This is a genomic window from Planococcus dechangensis (assembly GCF_042654465.1).
GTDB classification, from domain to species: domain Bacteria; phylum Bacillota; class Bacilli; order Bacillales_A; family Planococcaceae; genus Planococcus; species Planococcus dechangensis.
In genome coordinates this window covers 1,625,483-1,633,717 of sequence record NZ_JBHSGL010000005.1, presented here as the reverse complement: position 1 = coordinate 1,633,717, position 8,235 = coordinate 1,625,483, and the positions used below count along the sequence as shown (strand labels likewise).

Annotated in this window: 6 protein-coding genes and 1 pseudogene; 6 read left to right on the top strand and 1 reads right to left on the bottom strand. The window is 38.5% G+C overall.

The annotated features are described in order from the left end of the window. Positions 1 to 1,367, top strand: a pseudogene (locus ACFO5U_RS11175) (hypothetical protein); the annotation flags it as partial. A 38-nt stretch (positions 1,368 to 1,405) separates the two neighbouring features. Beyond that, positions 1,406 to 2,596, top strand: coding sequence for a hypothetical protein (locus ACFO5U_RS11170; RefSeq protein ID WP_377279144.1), 1,191 nt, complete (start codon positions 1,406 to 1,408; stop codon positions 2,594 to 2,596). A gap of 520 nt (positions 2,597 to 3,116) precedes the next feature. On the opposite strand, the gene ACFO5U_RS11165 is transcribed toward ACFO5U_RS11170, so the two are convergent. Further along, complete coding sequence (locus ACFO5U_RS11165) at positions 3,117 to 3,734, bottom strand: recombinase family protein (RefSeq protein WP_377279143.1); 618 nt, start codon at positions 3,732 to 3,734, stop codon at positions 3,117 to 3,119. A 387-nt stretch (positions 3,735 to 4,121) separates the two neighbouring features. Here ACFO5U_RS11165 and ACFO5U_RS11160 point away from each other — a divergent pair, with 387 nt between their 5' ends. The 4 genes from ACFO5U_RS11160 (at position 4,122) to ACFO5U_RS11145 (ending at position 8,123) form a co-directional block, all read left to right on the top strand. Next, positions 4,122 to 5,003, top strand: coding sequence for an HNH endonuclease (locus ACFO5U_RS11160; RefSeq protein ID WP_377279142.1), 882 nt, complete (start codon positions 4,122 to 4,124; stop codon positions 5,001 to 5,003). A gap of 110 nt (positions 5,004 to 5,113) precedes the next feature. After that, entirely contained in the window at positions 5,114 to 5,356 is a 243-nt protein-coding gene (locus tag ACFO5U_RS11155; RefSeq protein WP_377279141.1) for a hypothetical protein, read from the top strand. Positions 5,357 to 5,383: 27 nt separating this feature from the next. After that, positions 5,384 to 5,710 (top strand): pyrophosphohydrolase domain-containing protein, encoded by a 327-nt coding sequence (locus ACFO5U_RS11150; protein ID WP_377279140.1) that lies wholly within the window; start codon positions 5,384 to 5,386, stop codon positions 5,708 to 5,710. Further along, complete coding sequence (locus ACFO5U_RS11145; RefSeq protein ID WP_377279139.1) at positions 5,703 to 8,123, top strand: DEAD/DEAH box helicase family protein; 2,421 nt, start codon at positions 5,703 to 5,705, stop codon at positions 8,121 to 8,123. Before ACFO5U_RS11150 ends, ACFO5U_RS11145 begins: the two co-directional genes overlap by 8 nt. Positions 8,124 to 8,235 lie beyond the last annotated feature (112 nt).

The following is an 8,235-nucleotide window of genomic DNA, read 5'->3' as shown; positions in this document are numbered from 1 at the left end:
TAAAGGACGAATTAGTAACAGCAGCAGTCGGAAAAGATTTACTTGAAATAAAAGAAGGCTATCGTGTTCCACAGTTCACTAAACACTTTCCAGATCTCTACGTAAAAATAGGCAGGAAAGAATGGGCTATCACGGTATTAACAGACTTGAAAGAGTATGAAAGCAAAGAACATAGTCGTAATTTCAAAGCAAGACACCAATACTTTAGTGAAAATGGGTTAATTCCACTTTGGCTGATTGACAAAGCAAATTTCGCGACAGAAACAGCAAAGAACAGTATTGTGATGTGGGAAATCGAATGGTTGAGTTCACATATCAGCCGAGAGGATGTTACTTGGAAGCAGGATATAGCCACCTATACAAATAGAGAGGAACTATTTAAAGTGCTAGGGTATACCACAACCGAATGGAATCCGAATCGTGAAATTGAAATGAAGAGTATCTATTACATTTCTCAAATTGAAGACAGAAATTATATTCGTGTTTTTCGATTCATCGATGATTTAAAAGGTGAAATTTACCGAGGTTTTTTAATCGGAGAAACTTCAAGAATCCCATTCAGCCAAGCCTTACAAATCAAAAACGAAGCATTTTTGTTAAGAAATCCAGAGCAAGAGATTTCTTTCCGAAAGACTTTCAATGAAAAATTCTCACAAGAGATGGAAATAAAAAGAGAAAAAGAAGAAAGAGAAAGAGCAGCAAGAGAAAGAGAAAAGGCACAGGAAAAAGAGAGGAAAATCAGAGAAGCAAGAGAAAGAAAAGTCAGAAAGGATAGAGAAAAAGAAATACTGCTTCGTAAAGAAGAGAAAAGGAAAGAACTTCTCCAATGGATCCAAAAGAAAGAAATAGAGAAAAAGGCTGCTGTTGCTTCAGAAGTAATAGAGGATAGAGAAAATCTAGCGGGGGCTGATTCTGATAACAAAGCACCTGGGTCTTCTTTCAAAAAAGTTTCGGTCTCTACTGCTTCAAGTCCAGAAGAGAAAGAATTAGATGAGAAGTTTCGCCGAATCTTTTATGAAATGAACAGGAGCCGGACACACAACTTAGCCCAACATGTTCCCGAAAAAAAATACAAAGAACTACTAGAAAGAATGCAAACAACACGGATAGAGGGTGCTAGTTATATAAAATCTTCGAACCATGAATGGAGATCAATTATTTTAAGATGGTTAGAAGAGAATTATTATCTCGAAGAATGGACAGTCTCTATCCAAATGATAATGGACATTTTGAAAAATGCTCAAGTAGAATTCACGGAAAATAGAGATGAAATTTTAAAAGTGCCTATTAGAGATTTTCTTCTTATCTATCAAAAGTTGCTTAAGAAGGACTTGAAGGTGAAAAGTAGGTTCATTATAAAAGAATAAAAAGTAACTACTTTCAAGAGATGCGGGAAGGTGAAAACTTGAGCAATAAACCTAGAGTGTACATCCCTATCCAGTTAAATAACGGCATAGAAATTAAACTAAATACTTTTTTATCGATTTCTGACTACTTCATTCTGAAAAAGATAACTGAAATTCCTCAGGGCGTGAACGTTTTAGAAGAGCGATTAATAGAAATATTTATTTTTCCGGAGGATCGAAAAAAGATACATCCACCGTTGTCCCACGAAGTATTAAGTTATATAGCTCATGAGCTATATATAAATGAATTTATCGATGAAAAATCTTCTGATTTAGAAAGAACATTTGAATTACTCATGGGAAATAAATTGCTTGAAAAATCGATGAAGAAGTTACGATTGAAACATGGCGCCACTTCATTAGTACAACCTCCTGCTATCAAAATAAACATGGATAGAATCCAGTCGATGGGAAATTCGATACAAAAGACAGCAGCTTCTATGACTGCTTTTGCTCAATCATTTAAGAGGATTTCTGAAGGGCTTGGAGCACAGTTAAGAATCATAGGCGAAGGTATTTCTCGATCTATAAAGGAATTAGAAAGTGATGAAACTGATAATAACTTTATTAAATTTTATCTATATGACAAGTGTTTTAGAGAAGTCGATATTTTAGTGGATGATTCCTTGTATTTCTACATAAGAGATAGCTATGAATCTATATTCAGCTTTGTTAATTCTACTCCTCAAGAACTGGAAGATAAGAAGAAGTATTTAGAAAGAGTTTTTATAGAATATTGGATATATTGTATTGAAAAGAAACCTGATCAACTCGGCGTAAACTTAGAGAATTCTCGAGATGTAAGTGCCCTTGCATTTTTAAAAGAGTTAAAGACCGTAATGGGGAATGCTAATTATATCAGCGGAATAATGCTTCTTCATATTTATATAGAAAAGGTTGTTCACGACAAGTTAGCTGAATTCAAATATAGAGATTTTGTAAAAACCATGAATGTAAAGTGGGAAGGGAATTGGTATAAAGCCAGTAAAACAACAAAGTTTCGTTATATTCTTCAAAAGAAACTATACGAACCACTAACTAATATCCAAGAAAAAAGTATAGAGGCTTTTGAAAAATATGCCTCGCTTTATTTTTTACTCAGGCCCTTTATCTATACGATGAATCAGTGGAGTTTCAAGAAAGGAATGACCTCATCCATTTTAATAAAAAGGCAAAATATGAAGAATTAAATTTATTGCAAATGATGAAGTTGTTTCAATTATTGAAGGTAATTTTGGAATGCAAAGAGGTTCCAGGATTATTAGATGAATGGACTAAGATTACAAATCAAAAAAAACAGCCATTGGATATCATTTGAATTAGGAAAGAAGAGTGAAAAAAGTGTTTCTCTTTTTTTAACAGAATGAAGTGGGGAGGAATGAAAGATGAGATGTTCTAAATGCGGTAAAGAGAATAATAGCTACATGAAAAAATGTAAGTACTGTGAAAATAAATTTGTTCCTTTAGAGCAATCTGATAATGTACTTGGACGTTGTGAATGTGGTTGTCCAGTGCCATTAACCAACGGAAAAGGTTATTGTGTAAATTGTAAAGAGGAAGTATACAGTTTCTAGTTAGGTTCTTATTGAATAAAGAATCCATTGTTAAAGTGAAGGAGTTCTATATTAAGCTCGTGCATTTTGGGTACAAAAGAATAGAACTAGAGAAGATTTTCCACAGTCTCTCTAGTTCTATTTTGAGTTTCTTCTATTATAATAGGTTTGCTGTCTCTTCTTCGAGTGCTTTCACTAATTTATAAAAACTGGTCTTTTTTACTCCAGCTTCTTGCATGGCTTCTACTGCAGTTAATTCTCTAGCTTTCCATTTACTATAAACCTCTTTAAACTCTTCTGAAACAAGAACAGGAGTCCTACCAAACTGAATGCCATTTTTCAACGCCAAGTCGATTCCTTCGCGCTGCCGTTTCCGGATGCGTTCCCGTTCCTCTTCAGCCATCCAGGAAAGAATCTGCAAAACCAAATCCGCAATGAATGTTCCCATGCTGTCTTTGTATTGAGTTGTGTCGAGTAGCGGCATATCCAGCACCACAATATCCGCTTCGATATGTTTCGTCAGGTCATTCCACTCTTGGAGGATCTCTTCTTTGTTCCGGCCGAACCGATCCAGCGAGTGGATATATAAAATATCGCCTTTCCTTATAACCCGTTTCAATAATTGATAGTTTGCACGCTCAAAATTTTTTCCACTTTGCTTGTCCAAATAAATGTCCCGTTCATTAATGTCCATTTTTCGCATGGCTTCCAATTGACGGCCTTCATTTTGATCTTTGCTGCTGACTCTTATGTAACCAAATTTGCGATGTTCCATAATTCACCTCTATAAACGATTGTTTCCTCTCATTATACCTGAAAACCGTTCGTAAAAGTGTATGCAATTTCGCGGACGTTCGCAAAGTGATTTGATACGTTTACGAACGCTCTTTTTGTCCATTTTTAGCCCTTTTCAAAGCGTTCGTAAAAGTGTGCATTTATGGACGGTATTAGTTTCAGTGGTAATTCAAAGATTTTAATGATTATTGGATGAGATAAACTGTGAAAATATTAATTGGGTGTTAAACTCTTTTTTTTTTTAAAAAGTTATAAATATTTATTTGCTAGTTTTATTTTAAGTTTTTATAATATTGCAGCCCAATATTATCCATTATAGTACAATGTAGTTAACGAAAAAATCGAATTATTAAGGGGAATTTCCATAATGCTTACACGGTCATTGGAATTAAATGAAGTACTCAATAACCAGCAGCTTTGCGAAGTGTTTTTATGTGCGCCGCAGGGAGGCATGCGAAAATCGAATCGAACTAATTCATTGACACTTATTTCGGATAAAACAAAGCTCTATGATGATCGCGTCGTGGGAGATGTTTATCATTACACTGGAATGGGCCAGAGCGGTGATCAGAAGATGAGTGGTCAAAATTTAACATTAGCGGAGTCATATCAAAATGGAGTGGAGATTCATTTCTTTGAGGTTTTGACGTCTAGAGAATATACCTATCGCGGGCAAGTTCAGTTGGCAGGAAAACCTTATAAAACCGAACAAAAAGATCGAAATGGTAGACAGCGTCTAGTTTGGATTTTTCCATTGCGACTTCAAAATAGTAAGGCAACCTTTACGACACTCTATAAAATGACGGATGACGAACCGGAGCTTCAAGAAGACATTCTAATCATTCAACAAGTTGAAAACATGTCAATCGAACAAACTGAAAAAGAACGTCTGATCAAGTCGCGTATTGGTCAAGGGAAATTTAAAAAGTTGCTGATTCAACGGGAATGCAAATGTGCATTATGTGGTGTGTCAGATTCACGTATGTTAATAGCGAGCCATATTAAGCCATGGAGTATTTCTACTAACGAAGAACGTGTAGATGTAAATAATGGGTTATTACTATGTCCTAATCATGATAATATGTTTGATAAAAAATTAATTTCTTTTAACAAAGATGGTGAAATTATAATTTCAACATCAGTTGATGCTACAGATCGATTATTCATGAATATTAACAGTAAGATGAGAGTTGTATTAACTGAAAAACAACAAAGTTATATGGAGGAACATTACAGAAGCTTAATATAATAAGGGTGACGCGTAATGTTCTCAAAGTCTTAACAATTAAAATAAATATATTGAATAAGTATTTATTAAAGTTGAATGAAATAAAAAAGAAAAAATTACGGAGGAAACTAGTGCATATTAATGTGGTTTTAGGTAATTTAATTGACTCCTCAATTTGTGTTAAAGAATTAAAAGATACTGGAGAAGAATTTATTGTGGTTCTTGATTATGACTTAAGAGTAGATAAAATTTATAAAAATGATATTGAATATATTTCTCCAGAGTATGCCACTAGGCTCGTCAAAGAGTTTCAGTCAATAAGATACTTTAAGTCTTTATATATACTCCCTGGAATGTATAAAGAAACAAACTGATTTTGTACAAAAAGAGGAGGACTTATAATGCCTGTATATAACAAACTAGTCAGAGATAAAATCCCACAGGTAATCGATAAAAGCGGCCTTCAATTTAAAACCCGCATCCTATCAGAGGAAGAATACCAAGCGGAAGTGGTTAAAAAACTAACAGAAGAACTACAAGAGTTTCAAGAAGCAAACAACCCTGAAGATGCGATCGAGGAGCTAGCAGACATTTTGGAACTGATTCATGCAGCAGCGGAAATGAACGGCTCCTCTTTCGAAGAAGTCGAAGAAGTTCGTGTGAAAAAAGGGGAAAAGCGCGGCGGCTTCAAAGAACGTATCTTTTTGATCGAGGTAGAAGATGAGTAAACTTCAATTGGTCACTTCGCAGTTGGTGACACATTTAGATCGATTGTCAAAAGAGGCTGTGGAGATTCATTGGATTACAGCGTTTGCTATGCAATCGGGTGTGCGGATTATTACACCATTCCTAAAAGAGGCAGCTGAACGTAGAGTGCCAATCAAGCTATTAGTTGGAGATTACCTTTTCGTCACTCAACCAGAAGCGCTCGAGTTATTGCTGGATGAATTGCCTTCTGCAGAAATTCGACTATGGAAAAGCGGTGGCGCTTCATTTCACCCGAAGTCGTATTTGTTCCGCGGTGAAGAGACTTCGCATTTAATCGTTGGTTCGTCGAATCTGTCTAAGTCTGCATTAACCACTGGGGTGGAGTGGAGTCTGATTGCCCCGACCTCTGTAGACGAGGATGTCTTTGATGAAGCGGTGGAGCAGTTTCATAAACATTTCTATGCCGGACAAACGATCCCGTTAAATTCAGAAACACTTCGGGAGTATCGCGAGCTGCATGAAAAAGCGAATCTCAAAAGGCCGGTCAGTCCGGTGTGGTCTGAAGCGGAAGAAACAGGGCTCATGCTGGGTGTATCGGATTCACAGCAAATTGCTGAAACGGCTAATCCTTACATAACCGATTTATCTCCTCGTCCTGCCCAACAGCAAGCGCTCGATGCGCTGGATAACGTCATGGAAGAAGACTACAGCCGTGCGATGGTTGTGCTGGCGACAGGGCTCGGGAAAACCTATCTCGCGGCCTTTTTCGCCAAAAAATTCAAGCGCGTGTTGTTTGTCGCACACCGCCAAGAAATTCTGCACCAGGCGAAACAGTCGTTTCAAAATGTGCATCCAAATAAAAAGTCCGCTTTTTACCATGCAACAGAAAAGGATATCTCCGCAGATTTTCTGTTCGCTTCCATCTATACACTGGGAAGCGAGTATCACTTGGATCAATTCGAGCGGGATGCGTTCGATTTGATTGTAGTGGATGAATTCCACCATGCAGCTTCCCCGACTTATAGAAGGCTGCTGGAGCATTTCAACCCTCAGTTTTTACTCGGGATCACAGCAACGCCCGACCGAATGGATAACCAGGATGTATACGCCTTATGCGATGGCAACGTCGCGATTTCGATTCATTTCCTCGATGCCATCGAACGCAATTGGCTGGCGCCGTTTCGTTATTTTGGGGTATACGATAATACCGATTACTCGAAGATTCGCTGGCTCGGGAACCGCTATCATGAAGAGGAACTGCTTCAGGCGCAAGTAAGAGAAAACTATGCTGAAGCTGTCTTTCAGGCATGGCGAAAACATAAGCAGACCCGAACAATCGTTTTTTGTTCGACGGTCCGGCAGACGCGTTTCATGGACCGGTTTTTCAGGGAGCGGGGCATCCGCTCGATGAGTTTATCCGGCGAGACGCCGGCGGAGGAACGAAAAGCAGCGAGAGCACAATTGGATTCGCGTGAGTTAGAAATCATCTTCACGGTCGATTTGTTTAATGAAGGCGTCGATATTCCAAAAGTCGATACCTTGCTGTTCATCCGTCCCACTGAGTCGCTCACAGTCTACACCCAGCAAATTGGACGCGGATTGCGCATAGCGGAAAACAAGGATCATTGTGTCATCATCGATTTTATCGGCAATTATCGGAATGCAGACTTGAAACTTGGCGTATTCGATACACAGCCGCAAGTTAAAGGAAAAGCGCAAGGTGTGCAGCCGCTCGTACCAGTGAGTTGTGATTTTCATTTAGAGCTGGAAGTCGTCAACCTGCTGGAGGAGTTGCGGAAAAAACGCGCGCCGAGAAAACAAGCAATGATTCTTGCATACCGTGAACTAAAGCTGGAGCTTGGCAGACGGCCAACTTACTTGGAGTTTCATTTGCAGGGAAAAGCGGACTCGCGCGCAGTGAAGCAAGAATTCGGCAGCTGGTTCGGTCTGCTTGCCTATGCGGCAGAGTTGAATGCAGACGAGATCGAAGTGTGGACGAAGCACCAGAATTGGTTTTTGGAAGTCGAGAAGACCGGCATGAACAAAAGCTATAAGATGGTTGTCTTGAGTTACATGTTGTCGAAGGGTGCAGGCGATTGGCTTGAACCGATTACGCCAGTCGAAGCGGGGCCGTATTTCCATCAGTTTTTGACCGAAAAGCAATATCGGATGAATGCGGATTTAAATGATGCTCAAGGCAAAAAACTGAGAGACTACGATGAAAAGAAAGTCGCCAATTTGATTAAACGGATGCCGATGACGAAATGGAGCGGCAGCGCGAAAGACAGCTTAGTAGCATTCGATAGCGGCCGGTTTTCGTTGAATTTAATGCCAAATGATGAGCATCAGCGAATTTTATATGAGTGGACACACGAAATTGCTGACTACCGTTTGCATGCTTATTTTGAGCGGAAAGCAGAACATAGAAATTAAAAAAATCTCCGCTTCAATCCCTTAAATTATGGGAGTTGGTGCGGAGATTTATATTTTCAAGAAAAATATTTGAAATTCCGTCCCCTTTTCCACAACTTCCATCTATCTAATG

Bases quoted from the DNA above. Each gene is read 5' to 3' on its own strand.
- ACFO5U_RS11165 (WP_377279143.1), bottom strand. From the start codon at position 3,734: ATGGAACATCGCAAATTTGGTTACATAAGAGTCAGCAGCAAAGATCAA.
- ACFO5U_RS11160 (WP_377279142.1), top strand. From the start codon at position 4,122: ATGCTTACACGGTCATTGGAATTAAATGAAGTACTCAATAACCAGCAG.
- ACFO5U_RS11150 (WP_377279140.1), top strand. From the start codon at position 5,384: ATGCCTGTATATAACAAACTAGTCAGAGATAAAATCCCACAGGTAATC.
- ACFO5U_RS11145 (WP_377279139.1), top strand. From the start codon at position 5,703: ATGAGTAAACTTCAATTGGTCACTTCGCAGTTGGTGACACATTTAGAT.